This window comes from Methanopyrus sp., assembly GCF_053997775.1.
Map to the genome: position 1 here is coordinate 1 of NZ_JBMXXF010000032.1, position 2,411 is coordinate 2,411.

The following is a 2,411-nucleotide window of genomic DNA, read 5'->3' on the forward strand; positions in this document are numbered from 1 at the left end:
AGGGAGGAGTCGTGGTCCCCGAGCTGGTTCCCGGCGGCGGGCGAGCCGGCCCGGCTGATCCGGTCGCAGGGCCTGCGCTGGCTCGTGATCGAGTACGCACCGCCGCGCCCCGGCCTGTTCTGGGCCCGGTGCGAGGTGCCGCTGGTGGACGGATGGATCGTCTGGCCCGCCCCGTTCATCGACGGGTACTACGTGTACGGGGGCGTCGAGGAGGCCTGGCTCCTCCCCGAGGGAGGACCCGCCCGCCGGCTCACCTTCACCCCGCTCCCGCCCCTCCACGACCTCGATGCGGCCCTGGTCCCGACGCTCGACGGGCCCCCGGCCGTCGTGATCCGCTCCGAGGGGTACCACCCCGCCGCGGTCCTGCTCCTACGCCCCGCGGGGGCGCCCCCAACCGCCTACCGGTACGCCCCCGACCCACTCCACCTCGCCCTCGGGGCGCTCGGCGGGCTGCTCAGCCTCCTCGCCCGCCCCACCCCGGCGAAGCTCCTCGCCACCCTCGCCCTCCTCACCCCCGCCCTCGACCCCGACCCCCGATGGCCCTGGCTCGCCGGCTGGGCGCCCCTGACCCTCGCCCTGGCCCTCCTCCTGCTCGCCCACCTGGCCTGAGGGCCCGCGCCCCGGGATGATGAGGACTTACCCTGCCGACGGCCCGCACGGCGGTCGTGGGGAGCCCTGCGGTAGCTGACCCACCGTGGGGTTTAACCCGGGGCGCGGGCCCGATCGGGACGGGTGAACGTGAGGCTGAGGCTGGTGTACGACGACCGGCGGGGACGGTCCGGGTTCCGGGCCACCTGGGGCTTCTCCTGCCTCGTGGAGCTTGAGGGCCGGCGCCTCCTCGTCGACGCGGGCGGCCGCGACCGCGTGCTCCTCCACAACCTGCGCCGGGCCGGGGTGGACCCCCGGGACCTGGAGGCCGTGATCGTCACCCACGATCACGAGGACCACGTCGGCGCGCTCCCGGGCCTCCTGGACCGGAACCCCGCGCTCACCGTCCTCGCCTCCCCAGCCTCCGAGCTCGACGTCCCCCGCGTCCAACGGGTGCGGGGGCGCGCCGAGCCCGCCCCCGGCGCGCTCGTCGTCGAGCGCCCGAACCTCACCGGCCTCCTGCTAGAGTCCGAGGGCGTCCTCGTGACCGCCCGCGAGCCCCGGGAGCTGGGCGAGTTCGTCCGGTGGGTCGCCGAGCGGTGGGACGTCGAGACGCTGGTCGCCGGCTTCTGCCGGTACCCCGGATCCGCCCAGATCCGGGAGGCCGCGCGGGCCCTCGCCGAGGCCGGCGTGCGCCGCGTCATCGCCTGCCACTACTTCCGGCCCCACCACGCCCGCCACCTGGAGCGGCTGAACGTCCGGTGCGAGCGGCCCGGCGTGGGGGAGGAGCTGGAGGTCTGACGCACCCGAAACTGACAAACCGGACGCCCGAGATGACCCGCGCGTGACGAGAGAACGACACCGGGGTGAGCCCCCGTGTTCATCTTCGCCGGCGGGTGCGGGGCCCGGGCCTCCACCTTCTCCTCCCTCCCCGAGGAGCGCGTCCTCGTGGTCGGGTCCCGCGCCGACGTCCTCGACGCCGAGGAGTCCTACACCCGGCTCACCGTCAACGCCGGCAGCCCCACCGGCGCCCACCGGGACCACAAGACCGCCTACCGCCAGCTCCTCGGCCAGGAACCCATGAACCGGGTGCTCGAGGCCTGCAAGCGCGCCTTCGAGCGGGAGATCGCCCCCGTCGTCGTGTACGGGCTCGCCGGCGCCGTGGGGATCGCCGTCGCCCGCCTCATCTCCGAGGAGATCCCCGTCGTCGTCCACGCCATGGTCCTCCCCCACCCCAAGGAGCCCGAGTCCGAGCGCGCCGACGACAAGTTCCGCTGGGTCCTCAAGGGCTCCCGCGGCCGCAACCTCGTCGTCGCCCGCACCCCCCGCGAGGCCTACGACGCCTCCACCCTCTCCTCCATCGTGACCGACATCGAGACCCTCGAGGGCGAGCTCCACGTCGACCGCGTCAACAACCTCGCCGCCACCGACAACCACCTCCTGGACGGCCGACGCGCCACCCTCGACACGATCGAAGCGCGGATCCGCGCCCTCGCCGAACGACACCGGGCCGAGCGGCGCGCCGAGACCAAGTCGGTCGAGGTCGAGCGGGAGGAGCTCGACGTGCGCGAGATCGTGAGCGAGGAGCGAGAGCGGGAGGAAGAGGAGGAAGAGCGCAAGGACTCACCCTGGGACATCTTTTGAGGGGGACGCCCGCGTGCGCCGACCCCGCGTCTCCGTCATCCTACCGCCCAAGATCCTCTGGGGCATCTCCAAGATCGTCTCGGAGACCGGCGACCCACCCTCCCGCGTCATCGCCCGCATCCTGGGCAAGTACCTCGAGGAGAACGGGTACCTCGACGACTGGGAGGAGGTCCAGGTGA

The 2,411-nt window shown here is 73.7% G+C and carries 2 protein-coding genes and 1 pseudogene; all 3 read left to right on the forward strand.

What is annotated here, in order from left to right; genetic code table 11:
- Nucleotides 1-609: pseudogene (locus ACXJJV_RS05135) on the forward strand (hypothetical protein); the annotation flags it as partial.
- Between the two features lie 129 nt (nucleotides 610-738).
- A complete protein-coding gene (locus tag ACXJJV_RS05140; RefSeq protein ID WP_456467111.1) occupies nucleotides 739-1,389 on the forward strand; it encodes an MBL fold metallo-hydrolase in 651 nt (216 codons plus the stop codon).
- 75 nt (nucleotides 1,390-1,464) lie between these two features.
- Nucleotides 1,465-2,232, forward strand: coding sequence for a hypothetical protein (locus ACXJJV_RS05145; RefSeq protein WP_456467112.1), 768 nt, complete (start codon nucleotides 1,465-1,467; stop codon nucleotides 2,230-2,232).
- Nucleotides 2,233-2,411 lie beyond the last annotated feature (179 nt).